22 protein-coding genes and 4 pseudogenes are annotated in these 17,583 nt (G+C 44.2%); 19 read left to right on the forward strand and 7 right to left on the reverse strand.

Features of this window, described 5'->3' with window-relative positions:
* The 3 genes and pseudogenes from NC994_RS23295 to mazF form a co-directional block, all read left to right on the forward strand.
* Positions 1–192, forward strand: a pseudogene (locus NC994_RS23295) (IS630 family transposase); the annotation flags it as partial.
* Positions 193–461: 269 nt separating this feature from the next.
* On the forward strand, positions 462–704 hold the full coding sequence (locus tag NC994_RS23300; RefSeq protein ID WP_190439501.1) for an AbrB/MazE/SpoVT family DNA-binding domain-containing protein: 243 nt from the start codon (positions 462–464) through the stop codon (positions 702–704).
* Positions 698–1,045, forward strand: a complete 348-nt coding sequence (gene mazF, locus NC994_RS23305; protein ID WP_190439508.1) for an endoribonuclease MazF — start codon at positions 698–700, stop codon at positions 1,043–1,045. The genes NC994_RS23300 and mazF overlap by 7 nt, the downstream gene beginning before the upstream one ends.
* Positions 1,046–1,109: 64 nt before the next feature.
* On the opposite strand, the gene NC994_RS23310 is transcribed toward mazF, so the two are convergent.
* On the reverse strand, positions 1,110–1,409 hold the full coding sequence (locus NC994_RS23310; RefSeq protein WP_190416119.1) for a hypothetical protein: 300 nt from the start codon (positions 1,407–1,409) through the stop codon (positions 1,110–1,112).
* A gap of 313 nt (positions 1,410–1,722) precedes the next feature.
* Here NC994_RS23310 and NC994_RS23315 point away from each other — a divergent pair, with 313 nt between their 5' ends.
* The 13 genes from NC994_RS23315 (at position 1,723) to NC994_RS23375 (ending at position 11,036) form a co-directional block, all read left to right on the forward strand.
* The gene (locus tag NC994_RS23315) at positions 1,723–3,978 is read left to right on the forward strand and encodes an FdhF/YdeP family oxidoreductase (RefSeq protein WP_190439513.1); all 2,256 of its coding nucleotides are present in this window, start codon (positions 1,723–1,725) and stop codon (positions 3,976–3,978) included.
* 124 nt (positions 3,979–4,102) lie between these two features.
* Positions 4,103–4,375 (forward strand): BrnT family toxin, encoded by a 273-nt coding sequence (locus NC994_RS23320; RefSeq protein WP_190439515.1) that lies wholly within the window; start codon positions 4,103–4,105, stop codon positions 4,373–4,375.
* A complete protein-coding gene (locus tag NC994_RS23325) occupies positions 4,362–4,628 on the forward strand; it encodes a hypothetical protein (protein ID WP_190439518.1) in 267 nt (88 codons plus the stop codon). Before NC994_RS23320 ends, NC994_RS23325 begins: the two co-directional genes overlap by 14 nt.
* A 106-nt stretch (positions 4,629–4,734) precedes the next feature.
* Complete coding sequence (locus NC994_RS23330; RefSeq protein WP_190439521.1) at positions 4,735–5,964, forward strand: DUF6602 domain-containing protein; 1,230 nt, start codon at positions 4,735–4,737, stop codon at positions 5,962–5,964.
* Between the two features lie 299 nt (positions 5,965–6,263).
* Positions 6,264–6,488 carry a DUF433 domain-containing protein gene (locus tag NC994_RS23335; RefSeq protein WP_190416124.1) on the forward strand — a complete coding sequence of 75 codons (225 nt, stop codon included), beginning with the start codon at positions 6,264–6,266 and terminating at the stop codon, positions 6,486–6,488.
* On the forward strand, positions 6,485–6,823 hold the full coding sequence (locus tag NC994_RS23340; protein WP_190416125.1) for a DUF5615 family PIN-like protein: 339 nt from the start codon (positions 6,485–6,487) through the stop codon (positions 6,821–6,823). Before NC994_RS23335 ends, NC994_RS23340 begins: the two co-directional genes overlap by 4 nt.
* 81 nt (positions 6,824–6,904) lie before the next feature.
* A complete protein-coding gene (locus tag NC994_RS23345) occupies positions 6,905–7,123 on the forward strand; it encodes a hypothetical protein (RefSeq protein ID WP_190439524.1) in 219 nt (72 codons plus the stop codon).
* Positions 7,116–7,532: a retroviral-like aspartic protease gene (locus NC994_RS23350; protein WP_190439528.1), complete on the forward strand. Its 417-nt coding sequence runs from the start codon at positions 7,116–7,118 to the stop codon at positions 7,530–7,532. Before NC994_RS23345 ends, NC994_RS23350 begins: the two co-directional genes overlap by 8 nt.
* A gap of 177 nt (positions 7,533–7,709) precedes the next feature.
* Positions 7,710–7,907, forward strand: a complete 198-nt coding sequence (locus NC994_RS23355) for a hypothetical protein (protein WP_190439532.1) — start codon at positions 7,710–7,712, stop codon at positions 7,905–7,907.
* A 46-nt stretch (positions 7,908–7,953) separates the two neighbouring features.
* The gene (locus NC994_RS23360) at positions 7,954–8,163 is read left to right on the forward strand and encodes a hypothetical protein (protein ID WP_190439535.1); all 210 of its coding nucleotides are present in this window, start codon (positions 7,954–7,956) and stop codon (positions 8,161–8,163) included.
* Positions 8,160–9,272 carry an S-(hydroxymethyl)glutathione dehydrogenase/class III alcohol dehydrogenase gene (locus NC994_RS23365; RefSeq protein WP_190439538.1) on the forward strand — a complete coding sequence of 371 codons (1,113 nt, stop codon included), beginning with the start codon at positions 8,160–8,162 and terminating at the stop codon, positions 9,270–9,272. The genes NC994_RS23360 and NC994_RS23365 overlap by 4 nt, the downstream gene beginning before the upstream one ends.
* A 142-nt stretch (positions 9,273–9,414) precedes the next feature.
* Positions 9,415–10,281, forward strand: a complete 867-nt coding sequence (fghA, locus tag NC994_RS23370) for an S-formylglutathione hydrolase (protein WP_190439540.1) — start codon at positions 9,415–9,417, stop codon at positions 10,279–10,281.
* A gap of 119 nt (positions 10,282–10,400) precedes the next feature.
* Positions 10,401–11,036, forward strand: a complete 636-nt coding sequence (locus NC994_RS23375) for a discoidin domain-containing protein (RefSeq protein WP_190439543.1) — start codon at positions 10,401–10,403, stop codon at positions 11,034–11,036.
* Between the two features lie 45 nt (positions 11,037–11,081).
* On the opposite strand, the gene NC994_RS23380 is transcribed toward NC994_RS23375, so the two are convergent.
* Entirely contained in the window at positions 11,082–11,213 is a 132-nt protein-coding gene (locus NC994_RS23380) for a hypothetical protein (protein ID WP_277877712.1), read from the reverse strand.
* Positions 11,214–11,346: 133 nt separating this feature from the next.
* Here NC994_RS23380 and NC994_RS23385 point away from each other — a divergent pair, with 133 nt between their 5' ends.
* Positions 11,347–12,315 (forward strand): protochlorophyllide reductase, encoded by a 969-nt coding sequence (locus NC994_RS23385; RefSeq protein ID WP_190416132.1) that lies wholly within the window; start codon positions 11,347–11,349, stop codon positions 12,313–12,315.
* A 28-nt stretch (positions 12,316–12,343) separates the two neighbouring features.
* Here NC994_RS23385 and NC994_RS23390 read toward each other — a convergent pair whose 3' ends face one another.
* Positions 12,344–12,940 carry a hypothetical protein gene (locus NC994_RS23390; protein ID WP_190416133.1) on the reverse strand — a complete coding sequence of 199 codons (597 nt, stop codon included), beginning with the start codon at positions 12,938–12,940 and terminating at the stop codon, positions 12,344–12,346.
* 403 nt (positions 12,941–13,343) lie between these two features.
* The gene (locus NC994_RS23395) at positions 13,344–14,069 is read right to left on the reverse strand and encodes a hypothetical protein (RefSeq protein ID WP_190439546.1); all 726 of its coding nucleotides are present in this window, start codon (positions 14,067–14,069) and stop codon (positions 13,344–13,346) included.
* 539 nt (positions 14,070–14,608) lie between these two features.
* Here NC994_RS23395 and NC994_RS23400 point away from each other — a divergent pair.
* Positions 14,609–14,818: a hypothetical protein gene (locus tag NC994_RS23400; protein ID WP_190439549.1), complete on the forward strand. Its 210-nt coding sequence runs from the start codon at positions 14,609–14,611 to the stop codon at positions 14,816–14,818.
* 2 nt (positions 14,819–14,820) lie between these two features.
* Positions 14,821–15,061, forward strand: a pseudogene (locus NC994_RS23405) (DUF433 domain-containing protein).
* 29 nt (positions 15,062–15,090) lie between these two features.
* Here the strand turns inward: NC994_RS23405 and NC994_RS23410 are convergent.
* From NC994_RS23410 to NC994_RS23420, 3 genes and pseudogenes are all read right to left on the reverse strand, one after another.
* Entirely contained in the window at positions 15,091–15,381 is a 291-nt protein-coding gene (locus NC994_RS23410; protein WP_242032587.1) for a tetratricopeptide repeat protein, read from the reverse strand.
* A 21-nt stretch (positions 15,382–15,402) separates the two neighbouring features.
* Positions 15,403–16,641: pseudogene (gene rpoD, locus NC994_RS23415) on the reverse strand (RNA polymerase sigma factor RpoD); the annotation flags it as partial.
* 72 nt (positions 16,642–16,713) lie between these two features.
* A pseudogene (locus NC994_RS23420) lies at positions 16,714–17,448 on the reverse strand (PD-(D/E)XK nuclease family protein); the annotation flags it as partial.
* Positions 17,449–17,583: the final 135 nt, after the last annotated feature.

A 17,583-nucleotide genomic window follows, 5' to 3' on the forward strand; every position in this document is an offset into this window, starting at 1 on the left:
TTCTTTTTGCCTGCTTATTGCTCCCAGATGAACCCCATCGAAGGACAGTGGCATCAACTCAAAACCCATGAAATTTCAGGACGAATGTTCGACAATGAATATGATTTAGCCCTGGCTGTAATGGACGGCATGGAATCACGGAGTGAACAAGGGGGATATACGTTAGAGCGTTTTAGGTTTAAATCATCCTAGCTACTTATGTCTTGCCTCGCTAAGGGCATCGGCACCAGGATTGACGACAAATAAGAAGCTGAATTATGCTCAAAACCGAATTGAAAATTTTAGAAAGTTGCCTGTAAGACAATACTGCAATGATTTTTGGCTGGAAGTGCTGCAAGTGGCTTTGGGGCAGAATGCTTGTCGAGCATTTGCTTCGTCGCTATACTGTAGATACTCTGTAGATACGTACTTGAATAAGGGCAGAGTATAGAGAGCGGTTTCGCTAGATGGAGATTCAGACTATGGCTGCGACTGTTGCAAAGTGGGGAAACAGTCTTGCTGTTCGGATTCCACAGAATTTAGCCAAGGAGATCCAGTTAGCTGAAGGGGCTGAGATAGATATTAGTGTGGTAGATGGAACTCTAGTTATCAAGCCCAGAAATCGAAAGCGTTACTCGCTTGATGAGCTTATTGAGGGAATTACACCGGAGAATCTTCACACTGAAATTGATAGTGGAATCGCTGTAGGGAATGAAGTTTGGTAGCACAAGCAAATCTGTATATTCCAAGCCGAGGAGATATCGTTTACTTGGACTTCGATCCGACAAAGGGGCACGAACAGAGGGGTCATAGACCAGCTTTTGTAATCTCGCCTCTTGTTTATAACGAGAAAAGCTCCCTGGCTTTGTTCATGCCTATCACAAAACAACAAAAAGGATATCCTTTTGAAGTTCTCTTGCCATCTGGATTGAAGATTCAGGGGGTTATTCTTGCAGATCAGATTAAGTGTTTAGACTGGAAAGCTCGTGGTGTTCAATTTGTCGAGTCTGTGCCAGAAAGTCTGATTGAGGAAGTACAAGCAAAAATTGAGCCACTTTTGCTATAACTAATCAATAAATAGCTTGACAAATTGAAATCTATCGCCCCAGTCAGAGTTTAGATTCAACTACTTAATCAAACAAGCCATCTACCTTTTGACGAAAGGCAATCAAGGCATGATTGCTCGAAAACTCCTTCAGGTCTTCTAGTAATTGGTCTGATATCTCTTTCGACACAATGGTTTTGACTTCAATGTTGGTGTTATAGCCAGCGATATCTCCCATACGTTTACCGTGACTACCAGCGCCCTTGGCTGGAATAATAGTGTAGCCAGAAGCACCCAATCCGCTGAGCAGCTTAACTAGGCGATCTTGCAATACCGTTTCGCAAATGATCGTGACGAGATAGCCCTGGCTGTGAGAAATGGTCATAAAAATTTTAGGAACAGTTGTGTCCCCATTATTTCATAGAGCAGTTGCAGGCTAGGGGAAGGCATCTGAAAATCTGCTTAAAGACTGAGATCCCAGCGCTACGATTGAAATAGTTAGAGGATGTTTGAGAAGCTAGTTTTCTAGGGAAAAAACTCTCAGCGATCGCACATCTATACAATCGTGCGAGACAAGTTTTGATGAGTTACGCTGATTTCAAGTCCCTCTAGATAGTATTTAGCTCAAGATAAATTCCGAGGGATAGAACGCATTACAGGCTGACAGATGAGTGGCGCTGCATTCAAGAGGAAGCTGTATGGACGCAGATATTAAACCAGAAGACGCAACCAAAGCAACCAGCAATACTCCAGAAATGGGGGGCGGTTTGCCCGTCGTGCAATATTGGGCAGAGCATACCCTGTCACCGGAAGGGCCAAAACTGTGGCAAACGTTGTTACATAAAAGTGCTTGCTTGTCCTGTGCTTGGGGAACGGGGGGACACAAGGGTGGCTTCGCGAACGAGTTGGGGGAAACGATGCAACGCTGCGCCAAAAGTGTTGAGGCAATTTCCGCCGAGTTGCAACCACCCGTTCCGACTCATTTCTTCGACCGCCACAGTATCGCCGAACTCCAGCAGTTAACTTCCTTAGAAGCGGATCGCCTCGGTCGTCTCAGCTTTCCGGTCATTCTGCGCGAGGGAAAATTTCATTACGAGCGGATTTCCTGGGATGAGATTTACGAGATTAGCGAAGCTGGTTTTCGCAAGTCCCCGGAGCGAGTCGCTTCCTATAGTTCCGGGCGATCGTCGAATGAAGCGGCTTATCTGCTGCAACTGATGATGCGATCGCTGGGGTCGAATCATTTGGCAGATTGTTCGGATTTGTGCCACGTCCCCTCGACGGTGGGACTGAAGCAGATGTTTGGCTCTGGCACCTCAATGGTGAGTCTGGATAGCCTGAAAAAGGCAGACTGCGTGGTGCTGATCGGGTCGAATGCGCCTGCTAACCATCCGCGCTTGATGAACGAACTGATCGAGTTGCGCGATCGCGGTGGCAAAGTTATTGTCGTTAATCCAGTAGTGGAAGTGGGGTTGGTCAAGTTTGCTTCCCCAGCATTTCCCCTCAAGTCGCTATTTACCGGATCGGAAATTTCCTCACTTTATCTGCAACCGATTCCCGGTAGCGATGTGGCGCTATTTATCGGCATCCAAAAAGCGCTAATTGAACGCAACTTAATTCAAACAGATTATCTTCGCACCCATGCTGAGGGTTGGGAAGCGGTTGTTGATTATGCTGGCTCTATTTCGTGGGATGCGATCGCGCAAACTTGCGGTGTTTCCCAACAGGAGATCGAAGTCGCCGCCGAACTAATCGCCTCTTCTAAGGGTGTGGTGTTTGCTTGGGCGATGGGTGCAACGCAGCAAGAAAACGGCGTGGATAACATCTATGCGATCGCTAACACCGCTCTGCTGACAGGCAATGCGGGCAAAGACGGCGGCGGTACGATGCCCATCCGGGGACACTCCAACGTCCAGGGTTTTGGCTCGATGGGAGTGACAGTCCAACTCAAAAAAGAGATTCAAGAAGCGTTAGAGAAATTGCTGGGGCGATCGCTCAACCGCAACCCTGGATATCGCGCCCGCGACTTAATTGATGCGGCTGATGCAGGGAAAGTAGATACGTTGATTTGCCTGGGTGGAAATCTGTATGCGGCGAACCCTGACTTAAATCAAGCAAAGCGAGCTTTAGGCAATATTGACACCATTATCTACCTCGCCACCAAACCGAATCTAGGACACTTTCACGGTTTAGCGCAGAAAAATACCATCATCATTCCCGTATTTAACCGCTTTGAAAATCCGCACGAAACTACTACGGAATCGGGCAACAATTTTGTGCGGCTCAATGATGTTGGGAAAACCCATCTCAAGGATGCGGATTTGATTTCCGAGGTAGAATTTCTCACACAATTGGCGCATCGGATTCTTGGCAGCGATCCGGTTGATTGGCGCAAACTGCAAGATACTAAATATGTCCGTCAACTGATTGCCAAAACGATTCCCGGTTTTGAGCAGATGGCGACGATTGATGAAACCAAGGAAGAATTCACCATCGCCGGACGCATTTTCAAGGAACCAAAATTTGCTACACCGTCGGGTAAAGCGAATATGTTTCTCACGCCATTACCAGAATTGCATTTACCGGAAGCAAAAGAGTTTGGAGTCCCGGAATCTAGGCAAAGCATTGTATTAGCATTGATGACGGGACGCAGCTACTCGCAACATAACACGGTAGTTTATAAACAAGGCGACAAGTATCGCGGAATGCCGCACCGAAATTGCATTTTAATGAACCCCTTGGATGCAGAAGAAGCAGGATGGCAAGAGCATCAACGAGTCACGGTGCAGGGTGATGCAGGCAAGTTAGAGAATGTTGAAATTATCTTTGGTGCTGTGCGTCAAGGAGCAGCAATGATGTTCTATCCCGAAGTTAATGTAATCTTTAAAGCGCGTATAGATAAGCAGTCTGGGATACCTGCGTTTAAGCGAGTTCCGGTTGTAGTTTACACCTGATAGCGGGAGAGCGATCGCTAATGCAAATCAACATATCATCGACGGCTGACTGCTCAGTGAGATCGCTACTCAAGCCTTAACCGTTCATCAAGTTTCCTCAAATATCTGATGCTAAGATATTCCTATGCGGTTTGAGTGGGATGAAAACAAAGCGGCAAGCAATCTCTCAAAGCACGGAGTTTCCTTTGAAGAAGCCAAAACTGTTTTCGACGATCAACTCTATGTTGACTTCTACGATCCAGACCACTCTGATGACGAAGAGCGTTACCTTATTGTTGGAGAGTCCAATCAAGGACGCTTATTAATTGTCTCTTATACGGAAAGAGGAGACTCGATTCGTCTCATTAGCGCAAGAGTTGTTACCCGCTCCGAGCGAGAAGTCTATGAAGAGGGTTGAGCCAGAAATGGAAGATGAGATGCGATCGGAATATGACTTAAAAAGTCTACGAGTCAGAAAGTTAGGTTCCCAAAGAAAGAGTTTTGGCGAGACAATCGTTCGCTTAGAACCCGATGTCGCAGAGATGTTTCCCAATGCCAATGCAGTCAATGAAGCTCTACGGTTTCTAATAAAAGTTATGCAGGAAAACCAGCCTCCTGCTGCCATAACCCAGCCTAAAACTGCTTTGGAGCAGACAGATAAAAGCCCTTAACGCGAATTAGTGCGATCGCTAAGGCGAATTAGCATAGAATTGAAGAATTAACGCCCAATAACAATAATCAAAAATAAATTAAAGTTTCAAAATTTTACTAAAAAAAATGACACATCCAGATCCTAGACACAAATTAATTTCCGAATTAAAATCAACTGCTCAAGAGTTTCGAGAGCAATCAATAGAATTTCAGGGATTGGAACGGGAATTTGCATTAAATCAAGACAAACTATTTAATGAATATAAGCGGTCATCATCCATCAGGCACCCAGGAGATAAAGGTGCTGTTCGAGAAGAAATATTACGAGAATTTTTGTCTGAAAAAGGATATCTTCCCTTAAAGTATGGAGTTTCAAAGTCAAGTGTTCGGGTTGTTTCTCAAACTGGACATCAAACTGAGCAAATTGATATAGCAATTTATGACTCTTTCAACAGCCCAAAATTAGTTAGCTATTCAAGTCTGTCATTTTTAGCAATTGAGGCTGTTTACGGTGTAATACAAGTTAAGTCAAAATTGAGTAGCAAGGACGATGTAAATAAGGGATTAAAGAATATAGCTTCATTTAAGAAGCTTAAAGGGGCTGAGGAAAGATTTGGCATTTTATTTGCATATGAGTGCAGCTTACAATGGACAACCTTAGCAAAAACCATAGAAGAATTTATGATAGAAAATCCTTCGTCAATTTGGCCAAATTTTGTTGTTGTTCTGAACCAAGGGTTAATAATACCTTGTGAAGAAGGCTTGGTGCCAAATGGATTAAGATATCACTATTTCAGGAACAGTGATATCAAAAATATTTCTAAGCCAAAAGCTACAGGTATTCCTAATATAGGCAATACCCTTCTAATTTTTTACCTTTACTTAATGGAATTACTAGAAGTTGCCAACGTCAAAACAGTAGATTTATATCAATATGTAAGACTACCATTTACGTCAAGCGAAAGAGCGTATTGTTTTACTTATGGGGAGGTTGAAGAAATTGGAGATTGCCCAAAACACGGTCGCTATTTTCGTAAGATATCTCATGAAGCAATTAACACAATTATAGAGGTATGTTTTAAATCAAAACCGACGGATTTATCTACAATTTTCAATATTGCTATGGCTTCTGATGATACTACATCTTCTGAAGATGTGCCTCAATCAAATCAAGTTTATATTTACAATCCTGAAAATTTGTCTTTAAAGGATATATTATTCTTACCTGGATTTAGTAGTTGGCAATTTTATTCTCTAACAATAGATGGTAAACAGTGCATAATACCTAAATATTATAGTTTTAGAGATAAACTTATCCATGAATGTCCAAAATGTAACTATCCAGCGACTTTGTAGTTAAAGTGAGGGTTATACATTGTTAGCCATACAGGGATCTATGAGGAGTATTCCTGGCAGGGTAATTATGCAAAAGCAGATAATACGCGATTACCCATTAACGATATATCTTCATTGCCACTTGTCAAGCAGTTGGGATTAGAAACTGGCAAGCGATCGCAATTACGCCTTGTGATTCCAGTTAGATAGCAGTTAGTCAGAAGAAAAAATAAGCGATCGCATCTTCAGATTTTTTGAATTTGCAACTTAGGCAAACTCGATCCACACTGAGATAAGGATTTATTTCGGAGTAAAATCGGATGCCAAATTTGCTTGAAAGAATTACAGTTAATCCAAAACAGTGTGGTGGTCGTCCCTGTATTCGGGGTATGAGAATTCGGGTATCAGATGTGCTGGACTTGTTTGCGGCTGGTTTAAGTGCCGAAGAAATCTTGGAGGAAATGCCCGATCTGGAAATGGAGGATCTGAAAGCAGCACTCACCTACGCGGCGCGTAAAGTCGATCATCCAGTTCTGGTGGCATGACGATTTGGGTAGATGCACAACTGTCGCCTGGAATTGCACCCTGGATCGCGAATACATTTGGGGTGACAGCAGTAGCCTTGCGCGATATTGGTCTGAGAGATGCTGAAGATTATGAGATTTTTGAGGCAGCAAAAGCGCAAGGAGCGATCGTTATAACCAAGGACAGAGATTTTGTTGATTTGGTCGCTCGCTACGGGGTACCTCCACAAATTATCTGGTTGACGTGTGGCAATACATCCAATACGCGATTGCGAGAGATTTTGAGTGCAACATTGCCAGACGCTTTGGAGCTTTTGCGCTCAGGCGAGATGTTAGTAGAGATTAGCGGGGATTAGTCCATCAACGGAAGGACTAGCGATCGCTCTCAGGTGCTTGTGGAAAAATAGAAGCACTGAATTATTTTTGTTGTGGTTGCCATGAATATAGTAGAACTAATGCCCACCTTACGAAGCTTGTCTCGTGCAGACAAGCTTAAAGTCATGCAGTTTCTAGTTTTAGAATTAGCGAAGGAAGAAGATGCGCTGCTATTAGAAGCTGGGGGGATATATCCAGTTTGGTCGCCCTACAATTCCCACGAAGCTGCCCAAAAACTAGCTCAATTGCTGGAAGAGGATAGCCAGACGGACAATGCCTAACTCTCAAAGATTCCCGTTTGTAGAGAGGAATGATGCCTTTGGAGTTCCTGATGCTGTACCAGAGTTACCTCTAACCTTAATTTACCGAGATACTACTGTGCAGATTTCAGGGTTGTTGGACACTGGAGCTAGCATCAACGTTCTACCTTACAGTGTCGGCATTCAATTAGGAGCAGTTTGGGAAGAGCAAACTACCTCAGTCATGCTTGCAGGAAATCTAGCTCCTGTTGAGGCAAAAGGATTGTTAGTATCTGCTAAAATTAGGGATTTTGTGCCTGTTCGTTTGGTATTTGCGTGGAGTCTGTCAGACGATGTGCCATTACTGTTGGGACGTATGAATTTCTTCTTGGAATTTAATGTATGCTTCTATCGATCGCAGATGTGGTTTGATTTGTCACCAAAGCAGTGAACAGTGAGTGTTAAGCACAAATGCGCGATCGCAACTTTGACTCTCTCTCGGCTTGAGTGCGATCGCCAATTTCTATGTATTGCGGTATAACCAGAACACCAAAATAGTGTTTATCCTTGCTGCTGTGACTGAGAGGCGCAGAAATTATAATTTTTTCCGATAGTCAAGGTCGCTTTAATGATGAAGCCTGACTTTAGCAAAAGGACCCGTCAAGAACTGAGAGCCTATGTTTTGGCTCACCGAGAGGATGATGAAGCAATTGAAGCTCTGATTAAACGTGGTAATCCTAATAGCCGAAAATATCGATTTCCCAAAAATGAAGAAGATTTGAGGGAAATGGAAGAGATTCTTAAGAGAAAATTGGGTAGCAGTTGAGAAGCAGCCTAACATTCAAATTGAATATTTTGATTTTATTGAGTCCTTGACCAAGAAAAAAGGACGCAGAAACCAGTTAGAAAGCAGTAAGTCAGACGCAGAAACAGGCGATCGCAAAGGAATTTTTAAAACTTCTGGGTCGTTTTCACCCGCGAAACGAACTGCGATCGCTAAAGTAAGAATTACAGCTCTCGCTATCTCTGGCGAAATTCTGGATGATAGGGTGCTAGGCAAAATTGGCAGGAAGTCACGATGAAAACACGCGCCGCGATCGCTTGGGAAACTGGCAAGCCCTTAGAAATTGAAGAAATTGACCTGGAAGGGCCAAAAGCTGGAGAGGTTTTGGTTCGGATTGTTGCCACAGGCGTTTGCCACACGGATGCATTTACGCTGTCTGGTAAAGATCCAGAGGGCATTTTCCCAACGATTTTGGGGCATGAAGGCGGCGGGATTGTGGAAGAAGTGGGTGCTGGCGTCACCAGCGTGCAACCAGGCGACCATGTAATTCCGCTGTATACGCCAGAGTGCGGGCAATGCAAGTTTTGTCTGTCTGGAAAAACGAATCTGTGTCAGGCAATCCGCGCCACGCAAGGCAAAGGATTGATGCCTGATGGAACTAGCCGTTTCAGCAAGAACGGTGAAACTATCTATCACTATATGGGCACCAGTACGTTCAGCGAATACACCGTATTGCCGGAAATTGCGATCGCCAAGATTAACAAAGCCGCGCCGTTAGAAAAAGTTTGCCTCTTAGGATGTGGCGTTACTACAGGTATTGGTGCTGTATTGAACACAGCGAAAGTAGAACCAGGCTCAACGGTTGCGGTGTTTGGTTTGGGGGGAATTGGGTTAAGCGTCGTTCAGGGAGCCGTAATGGCTCAAGCAGGGCGGATTATTGGCATAGATATCAATCCCAGTAAATTTGAACTGGCAATGCAGTTAGGTGCGACAGAATGCATCAATCCCAAAGATTACGAGCAGCCAATTCAGCAAGTGATTGTCGAACTTACGGATGGCGGTGCTGACTATACATTTGAATGCATCGGAAATGTTAACTTGATGCGAGCTGCCCTTGAAGCTTGTCATAAAGGTTGGGGAGAATCGACGATTATTGGGGTTGCGGGTGCAGGAGAAGAAATTAGCACTCGTCCGTTCCAACTGGTTACGGGGCGAGTGTGGCGGGGTTCTGCCTTTGGGGGAGTTAAAGGGCGATCGCAACTTCCCGGCTATGTAGATAGGTATCTCGCAGGCGAAATTAAACTTGATGAATTCATCACTCAGACGATGCCACTAGAGGAAATTAACACGGCGTTCGATTTGATGCACGCGGGGAAGAGTATTCGTTCTGTGATTCTATATTCGTAATATCCTGTCCGGCTTGCCCATAATTAAGAGAACCCCACCCCGCCATAGCCTGCGGCTATGTCTCCCCTCCCCGCAGGCGGGGAGGGGCTGGGGGTGGGGTTCTTCTCGATCGCGCAGAACTTGGTATGCAGCATTATCAGTCATGAACCAACCCATCCCGACAAACCTCACCTTAGTCAGCCGCAACCGGAGTTTCGGTGGCTGGCAATCTGTCTACCGCCATCACTCTGCGGTACTCGACTGCGAGATGAATTTTGGCGTGTATCTTCCTCCCCAAGCTGAAACGCAGTCCTGTCCCGTACTCTATTGGTTGAGTGGATTAACCTGCACGGAACAAAATTTCATCAGTAAAGCAGGCGCACAGCAATTTGCAGCGCAATACGGTGTAATTGTGGTTGCTCCCGATACCAGTCCGCGCGGCTGTAATGTCCCTGGTGAAGAAGATAGCTGGGACTTGGGAACAGGTGCGGGATTCTATGTCAATGCAACGCAAATGCCTTGGGCAAAGCATTATCGGATGTATGACTATGTAGTTTCAGAACTGCCGGAAGCGATCGCTGCAAATTTCCCCGTCATGGCAATTCGGGGCATTTTCGGACATTCGATGGGCGGATATGGTGCTTTAGCGATCGCTCTGAAAAATCCCGGAATGTTTAAAAGTGTCTCCGCCTTTTCTCCGATTGTTACCCCAAGCCTTGTCCCCTGGGGACAAAAAGCGTTTCAGAATTATTTGGGCAACAATAAATCTGACTGGCTAGCTTACGATCCGATGCATTTAATTAAATCTGTTCCAGAAAGATTGCCCATTTTGATCGATCAGGGAGATGCAGATCAGTTTCTAGGCGAACAATTACAACCCGACATTTTTGCACAAGCTTGTGCAGAAGTCAATCATCCCCTGACTCTCCGCAAACAACCCGGTTACGATCACAGTTACTATTTCATTGCCTCATTTATCGGCGAGCATTTCGCTCACCACGCGGCAGCTTTGGCTCAACCAGGCTTTTGATTAATCTAACCTAATAAGAACCAATAATATTTTATTCCCATTTCTATACGAAATGGATAAAAACTATCTATTTAGGTAAATGTAAATTAAATTTTGCGAAAAGCCAATCGAGACATAAAATGAGAATACAAGGTGTTAAATTATCTACCTTTGCTTTTCTTGTCGCTTTCACGCTAGTTAGTTGTTCTGAATCTACACAAGATTTAAAAAACTCCTCTCCACTTCCATCAAAAGCTCAACCCGATCGAGAAGTTAAAGTTGCAAAAAAACTTAACTTTCCAGGGGTTAACGTTGCTGCGAAAAAACAGGTGATTGCCAGAGGCGGAGGAATTACTTACCCAGGTTGGGCCAATGCCAATGATAATGTGGATTACAAAACAACAACAAATTATCCACAGCTAGGTCGATGGGGAAATGAAACGAATAATGGTAAGGGCACGTTTCAAGTTGTGGATTTGGGTTCCGTTTATCAACTTAATGGAGTCGGCTATAACATCGATTGGGATGGCGCGTTTAAGAATTCCTTGACATTTCGAGTCGAAGTATCAACAGATAACAAGTCTTGGCAGTTAGTTTCTAACATTGTTCATCCTTACGCTCCAACAACTGTTTTTAATAAACTTGATATTGATGTTGCAATCAAACCGACTGCTGCGAGATATGTCAAATATTGGGAACCACCGGACGGACAATGGAATGGTTGGGGTACTTTTCATCAACTCAGGGCTTATTCTTCAAAGTCTGTTAAACGGTAATCGCTAGGCTGAACGCTCTAAGTAAAACAGAGCTATTAGATAAAGCTAAATTTGGCGAAGTTCGCGTTGCTTGCCGCTGCTGAATGGTATTAGCAAGTCAAGTACGCGATCGCCAGGTAGTTCCAAAATTGTTGGTACGATCGCTACTGAATTGGTGTTGTTGATGGACGATTGCAAAACCAGTATGGATAGAAAACTTTCCCCAAGATACTCATAACAGCGCACCTCGAAAAATAAGAGCTGATGACCCAGTGGTGTAAAATCCTAGATCCTAGAGACAGTTAACGGCGGTCAACGGAGTCTAAACACAATGGAATCACATCGGAAGCCAACGGTTGTAATCACGGGTGCCTCCTCAGGGGTTGGTTTGTACGGTGCAAAAGCGCTAGCCAAAAAGGGATGGCACGTAGTGATGGCTTGTCGGGATTTGGAGAAGGGGAAAAAAGCTGCCGAAACAGTGGAAATCCCCCAAGACAGCTACACCCTCATGCAAATTGACCTAGCCTCTTTGGAGAGCGTTCGCCAGTTCGTGAATAACTTCAGAGCCAGCGGCAAGTCCTTGGACGCATTGGTGTGCAATGCCGCAGTTTATCTACCTTTATTAAAAGAACCATTACGCAGTGCCGAAGGTTATGAACTGAGCGTGGCGACGAATCACCTGGGTCATTTCCTGCTGTGCAACCTGATGCTGGAGGATCTGAAAAAGTCCTCTTATCCAGATCGCAGACTTGTGATTTTGGGAACTGTGACGGCAAATCCGAAGGAGTTAGGAGGTAAGATTCCGATTCCAGCGCCTCCAGATTTAGGCAATCTCCAAGGCTTTGAAGCTGGTTTCAAAGAACCGATTGCGATGATTAACGGCAAGAAGTTTAAACCAGGCAAAGCTTACAAAGATAGCAAGCTTTGCAATGTTTTAACCATGCGGGAACTGCATCGGCGCTATCACTCTTCCACAGGCATTACCTTTAACTCCTTCTATCCGGGATGCGTTGCAGATACACCTCTGTTCCGCAACCACTATCCTCTGTTTCGGAAAATCTTTCCGCTGTTCCAAAAGAACATCACCGGGGGATACGTGTCTCAGGAGTTGGCAGGGGAAAGGGTTGCAGCGATTGTTGCCGATCCTGAATACAAGGAATCCGGGATGTATTGGAGTTGGGGAAATCGCCAGAAACCCGGTCGTCAGTCTTTTGTGCAAGAGGTTTCTGACGAAGCCAGCGATGATAACAAAGCTCAAAAGCTGTGGGATCTGAGCGCTAAGTTAGTTGGAGTAGCGTAACGAAGACTGTGCGTTAGCGAATTATTGGTCATTGTTCAATATAGCTATCTGGTTTTGATGTTGTCTGCCGAAACATCAAAACCAAGGCTAAACCTTTAATCGCAGCACTAATCGGAGGTAGAATCATTGCCCCGCCTAAAGCAGAAACTGGAATCCACCAACCCGCTCTCGAAATCTGCCGCTTCAGCAACAACCATTGTGCAGTTCCAACAATTGCTTCATTTATTGCACCTATCTTAGATAGGCTAAAAAGCTCATACGAATTACTTAGATCCAATGATATAAAGTCACTAAAAAAATCAGATAGTGCGTTTGTAGATATAGAGTAACTCGCTAGCACACATACTGGTAAAGCTACCGCTCCGCCTATAGCAGACGCTGCAATCCACAAACTCGATCTCTTAATTCGCCGCTTCAGCAACAACCATTGGAAGCAACCCAAAATAGCCCATACAACAGTCCAGCCAAAGGGAAATCCGTTGCTGCCAAAACCTCCAGTCAAAAGTGTTACAAAAAAGCCAGCAACAATCCCAAGCAAACTACCTATAGTAGATAAAGCAATCCAGCCTAACCAAAACTTCCATTCCGCACTCTTTAGCATTGCGAAGTTAGAGGAGTTATTCATAGACCTCTGTGAAAAAATTTAGATTAAAATTTTAGCCGTTTTTCCCGGCTTGGGTGTGTTAAATACATATTTATTTGCCCAATTGTCAAATTGTTGATGGTCGCAATGAATTGTCACGCAAGCAGGCAGAAGTCTTGGTTTCAAGCTTTCTATAAAAGTGCTTGCACTCAACAGCAGCTTACTTCATGTCTGAACAAGACCAGCTCGGCAGAAATAACCCACCATGAAAACTCTCCCCCTGCTTCATCAACTATGTGAGGGGTGGGTAGTAAAGCTGATTGTCATTCTTTAGGTGGGTATTTTACCAAACATAAAATATAGCCTCAAAGCCATTCACTTTGAGGCTATTCTCCTTCAAACTATTAACGCTTGAAGTAAGACGATCGCGGCTTTTTTATGGCTGTTACTGACCAGGAGCTTCCGGACTATCGGCAGCAGGGTTTTGTTGACTGCTGGATGTTGAATCTGTTGCACTCGATTCGTCTTGAGCTGGAGTGCGATCGCTCTCACTTTCGGACTGTGTGGGAGCAGTTTGTGTCGAAGGTGCTTGTTGAGCCTCAGGCTGCTTTGGCTCAGCATTGGGCACAGTAATGTTGATGTTAGGTGCCGGAGCTTGCTGTTGAGGTGCCGGAGCCTGCTGTTGAGGTGCCGGAGCTTGCTGTTGAGGAACTGGAACCAAAACATCCCTAGTTCTTTCAATGATCGTGGTTTCTTTTCTAGGAGCTTGCTTTGCTTCAGGAGCTGGCTTCGCTTCAGGAGCTGGCTTGGCATCTGGTTGTCTAGGAACCACAATATTTGGGATAACCGGAGCGGGTGCCTCATTCCGTTGGTTTAAAAAGAACCAAGTACCAGCGGCCAAGCCTACCAGCGAAGTCAGGAGCAAGCCAATTACCAAGCCACTCGCGGCATTGTTGTTATCCCGAACCGCTAAATTCTCTTCTTGGTAGCTGCGCTCGGAGACTCGCCCGCTAACGTAACCATCCCGGTACGAGTCAGCGTTAGGTTTAACAACGCCATTATTAACTGTTTCTGTTCGCGTTACGTTGGTGTGAGTATGACCGTTAGCGTCATTGTAAGAATCCTGACGAACTTCACGGTTATAAGTTTGGTAATCCTTTGGATTAGTCATAGCTGTTGATAAACTCCAAAAAAATGTAGATAAAATAGAACCTTGAAAGTCTGTCGGCGTGACGCACTTTCTTTCAAAAAAGAATTCTTAGCTTTGTTGTAGTTTGATTCGCTACTTTTGCTTGAATTGTTTTCAGAATAACTTTTGCAAACGCACGAATGGCTCTATCTCAAGAGCGTATTCTTACTTCTATCAAAGGACTGACTGTTTCAATAACTGCTATAAGCTATTAGCGAAAGCTGATAGATATAAAACAAACTTAGTAAAGCGAAACAACTTTCAATTAAAGGCGTACCTTTACTAAATCTTTATTTTTTTATAGACAATCTTTACTGAATATTTATAGATAAAATCAACCAGTTATGCTGAGTATTAAGCCGTTTGTAGCAGTGAGCGTGTATAGATAAATGGCACTGACATAAGGAGAAATGTGAGAATTCGTAGGTTTGTTCCATGAGGCTAAGCGTTACCCAACAGTTCAAAGGGTTTAGCTGGGTTCGTCGAAGGAAATCCAGCCTACGTGGTTCAGGCTTAAGTCAGTGACTCATAGTAAAGGTAAAAATCAAGCCGTAACCAGCAACGGTAGCGATCGCGTCTGGGAATCCACTATCGTCAACGAGAATCTAGATGAAGTATTCCCCCAACCACCATTGATGCCAAGCAATCCGGGAGAGCGATCGCACTTCTCTTCTATTCAAAACACCACTACACCGAGGGCAATAGCAGAGTTTACCATAAAGTTTAAGTAAAGATGGACTGGCGGGAATACATTCATTCTGACTCCCCTGCTAGGTAAGCCAGTTGTGAAAGGAACTCGCCTGTCAGTAGAGTTTTTGCGTGGGTTATTTTCCGTAGGATGGACCGAACAACAAGTGCTGGAAAATAACCCTTCACTAACTCCTGAGTCACTAAGAGGTGTGTTCGCCTTTACCGCTGAGTGTAGGCGTGAAGAATCCTTGTATATTCTTCCACTCGCATCCGAGGCGGTTTGATATGGAATCTTTTGCTGATAAGTGATCGCTTATCTAAGGTAGAGGTTTGTTGCTGTCTGTAAGTCTTCCATTACTTTTGGATAGTTTCCCAAAGCCGCATAAGCACTACTCCTTCTGTTGTAAGCATCAGCATAGTTGGGATTGAGATAAATTGCGTGAGTAAAGTCCTCAACTGCTCCTTGAAAATTTCCAAGTTGATAACGCTCAACTCCTTGATTGAAGTAAGCAACTGCATCTTGAGGATGGGAGGAATCCTTTTTAACTTCCTCTGTATGGCTCTGGTTTGGTTCAGACTGCTGCCGATACTCATCTTTTCGCAAGTCATAGGAATTATTTCCACAAATGTATTCTTTAAGAATAGAGTTGCGATTGGGATGGCGCAGTTTGCGAAGAGCTTTGGCTTCAATTTGCCTAATCCGTTCCCTAGTTACATTGAAAATCTGGGCAATTTCTTCGAGAGTTTTCATCCGTCCATCATCCAACCCGTAGCGCAGACGTATTACATCCCTTTCACGAGGACTAAGGGTGTCGAGGACGCTTTCTAAGTCTTCCCGCAGCAAGTTTTTGGAAACTTGATTTTCTGGGTCTTGCTCATCTGTTTCAATCAAATCTCCTAAACACAACTCTTCCTGTGCTTCTCCCTTATAAAACCACGGGTCTTTGTTTAAATTTACATGGATAGGAGTTTCCAGAGAAATGGGTAACTGAACAGATTTGGTGATAAATCGCAGTTTCTCAATGGTCATTTCCATGCGAGTAGCGATTTCATCTTCAGCGGGCTTACGACCCATCTCTTTAGAAAGAAGCCTGCTAGTTTTCTTAATTTTAGAGATAGTTTCATACAGATGAACAGGCAAACGAATTGTGCGAGATTGGTCAGCTAGCGCACGGGTAATTGCTTGCCTAATCCACCAAGGTGCGTAAGTTGAGAACTTATAACCCTTTTCATGGTCAAAATTTTCCGCCGCCCGAATTAAACCCAGGCTACCCTCCTGAATCAAGTCTTGGAACGCTAATCCTCGATTCATGTATTTTTTGGCAATTGAGACAACCAAACGCAGGTTTGAATGCACCATTCTATCTTTGGCGCGACGACCTATATAGAGGCGGTGACGGAACCTGGGCAGGTGCTTTTTGACCTCTTGTAACCACTCTTCTTGTTGAGGATCCCGCCGGAGTTCTTTAGAAAGCTTCTCCCAATAGCACTCAGATTTTAATACTACTTCTGCCCACTCTATATCCTGCGGTTCGCGATTTAGCTGCTTAATGAATTGCTCACGTAGTCTTTCTAGTTCCATTAGGTCTGCCACTTTACGGGCGAATTCAATTTCTTCATCAGATCGTAGAAGACGAATTCTGCCAATTTCTTGTAAGTATATGCGAATAGAATCTTCCGTATAGTGTCTGTTATTTTTTCGGGCGCGAGGATGGATAAAGCAATCTTCACTATACTCATCTCCACTCTCATCTGCTTCGACATCCACCAGTTTATATTGGTTATCCTCAACCTCAAATAATTGTTCTAACTGGCTTTGAGGTTGGATAATAGTTTCAATTGCTTTGTTTATCCGATATCTAATTACCCTTCTTACCTTGGTAGTTGAGCCGTCTGAGTGAGTAATTATGGCTCCTGGTGTAAGAACTTCTGTCTTAAATCTCTTTACCCTTTGCCGCCACTCTTGGAAATACTTATTCAGCATTTCTAATTGTATCGGGACTATCTGTGGTTTTTGGTCTGGTAGGGCAATCACAATTAATGCGTGTCTTAAATCCAAGCCGTAAGTTTTATTTGCTGCATTCAGATAGGCAACACATTGGATTTTATATTCGTGTATCCGCTCCACTGGATAGGGCTGATGGGTGGTTTTCCAGTCTATAAGGCAGAGCGCTCCCTTCAATTGCACAATACAGTCAACTTTTCCCCAATAGCCTAGCTCTAGATTAAATACAAAATCTTCTACGTACAGCACCCGCTGTATCTGTCTCAGTGCAGGCTCGATTGATCTACACCACGGTTCTAGGTCTTTTGAGCAAGATTGGTATCTGTTATTTAGGCAGTTCTCTATCCACTCATGCAAGCGTTTCCCACGGTCTCGCACTTCGTCCCGCGATTGTTTCTGTAATTCCTCCGAGCCTGTATGTTGCTCCTTTGCGGGGTAGTAACCTAGTGGCTGATGGAGTGTTGTTTCTTGAAGAATGCTTGAAACACTAGACAGCTTGTGCTTTAGGTAAGTACAGAACCAGTTAGCTGTGTCACCTTCCAACCTCTGCAAGCTTCTGGCTAAAACTTGCTCATTGAGGTTCTCAAATATATCATCAAGGGCTGTATTGCTGCGTTTTTGGCAGCAATGTATTACTTGCTCAATTAGCTGGTTAAGCAGTGTCATTAATCGCGATCCTTGGCAAGGAGTAGAGTAGGCTCAATTCTTAGAGTTCCCATTACTGAATTACTGTTAACGGTTATCAAGGCACAGTTAGCAAAACTTTATGCAAAGTGATGTCGATGGCTCTAGGTGATCGCA

Origin of the sequence: Trichocoleus sp. AS-A1 (assembly GCF_039962015.1) — a bacterium.
Lineage (GTDB): Bacteria > Cyanobacteriota > Cyanobacteriia > Cyanobacteriales > FACHB-T130 > FACHB-T130.

Bases quoted from the DNA above. Each gene is read 5' to 3' on its own strand.
- NC994_RS23300 (WP_190439501.1), top strand. From the start codon at position 462: ATGGCTGCGACTGTTGCAAAGTGGGGAAACAGTCTTGCTGTTCGGATT.
- NC994_RS23310 (WP_190416119.1), bottom strand. From the start codon at position 1,409: ATGACCATTTCTCACAGCCAGGGCTATCTCGTCACGATCATTTGCGAA.
- NC994_RS23315 (WP_190439513.1), top strand. From the start codon at position 1,723: ATGGACGCAGATATTAAACCAGAAGACGCAACCAAAGCAACCAGCAAT.
- NC994_RS23320 (WP_190439515.1), top strand. From the start codon at position 4,103: ATGCGGTTTGAGTGGGATGAAAACAAAGCGGCAAGCAATCTCTCAAAG.
- NC994_RS23325 (WP_190439518.1), top strand. From the start codon at position 4,362: ATGAAGAGGGTTGAGCCAGAAATGGAAGATGAGATGCGATCGGAATAT.
- NC994_RS23330 (WP_190439521.1), top strand. From the start codon at position 4,735: ATGACACATCCAGATCCTAGACACAAATTAATTTCCGAATTAAAATCA.
- NC994_RS23335 (WP_190416124.1), top strand. From the start codon at position 6,264: ATGCCAAATTTGCTTGAAAGAATTACAGTTAATCCAAAACAGTGTGGT.
- NC994_RS23340 (WP_190416125.1), top strand. From the start codon at position 6,485: ATGACGATTTGGGTAGATGCACAACTGTCGCCTGGAATTGCACCCTGG.
- NC994_RS23345 (WP_190439524.1), top strand. From the start codon at position 6,905: ATGAATATAGTAGAACTAATGCCCACCTTACGAAGCTTGTCTCGTGCA.
- NC994_RS23350 (WP_190439528.1), top strand. From the start codon at position 7,116: ATGCCTAACTCTCAAAGATTCCCGTTTGTAGAGAGGAATGATGCCTTT.
- NC994_RS23355 (WP_190439532.1), top strand. From the start codon at position 7,710: ATGATGAAGCCTGACTTTAGCAAAAGGACCCGTCAAGAACTGAGAGCC.
- NC994_RS23365 (WP_190439538.1), top strand. From the start codon at position 8,160: ATGAAAACACGCGCCGCGATCGCTTGGGAAACTGGCAAGCCCTTAGAA.
- fghA (WP_190439540.1), top strand. From the start codon at position 9,415: ATGAACCAACCCATCCCGACAAACCTCACCTTAGTCAGCCGCAACCGG.
- NC994_RS23375 (WP_190439543.1), top strand. From the start codon at position 10,401: ATGAGAATACAAGGTGTTAAATTATCTACCTTTGCTTTTCTTGTCGCT.
- NC994_RS23385 (WP_190416132.1), top strand. From the start codon at position 11,347: ATGGAATCACATCGGAAGCCAACGGTTGTAATCACGGGTGCCTCCTCA.
- NC994_RS23390 (WP_190416133.1), bottom strand. From the start codon at position 12,940: ATGAATAACTCCTCTAACTTCGCAATGCTAAAGAGTGCGGAATGGAAG.
- NC994_RS23395 (WP_190439546.1), bottom strand. From the start codon at position 14,069: ATGACTAATCCAAAGGATTACCAAACTTATAACCGTGAAGTTCGTCAG.